1 protein-coding gene is annotated in these 256 nt (G+C 57.8%); it reads left to right on the top strand.

Annotated features, from left to right (window positions below):
* On the top strand, positions 1-256 hold a 256-nt coding region (locus SM755_RS24670; protein WP_369335293.1), incomplete at its 3' end, for a chlorophyll a/b-binding protein.

Here is a 256-nt window from a genome sequence, read left to right as displayed (position 1 = left end):
ATGAAGTTTACCGTGTTTGCCTCCCTCTTCGCGTCCGCTGCTGCCTTTGCTCCGGCTCAGCAGGCTGCCCGCACTTCGGTCGCCACGAACATGGCGTTCGAGAGCGAACTCGGTGCTCAAGCACCGCTTGGATTCTACGATCCTCTCGGCCTTGTTGCTGACGGTGACCAGGAGAAGTTCGACCGTCTCCGTTACGTTGAAATCAAGCACGGACGCATCTCGATGCTTGCCGTTGCTGGATACTTGGCACAGGAAG

The sequence above is a fragment of the Natrialba sp. PRR66 genome (genome assembly GCF_034808065.1).
GTDB classification, from domain to species: Archaea; Halobacteriota; Halobacteria; order Halobacteriales; family Natrialbaceae; genus Natrialba; species Natrialba aegyptia.
Note: the sequence above shows the minus strand (reverse complement) of the source record. Positions and strands in the feature narration are given on the sequence as shown.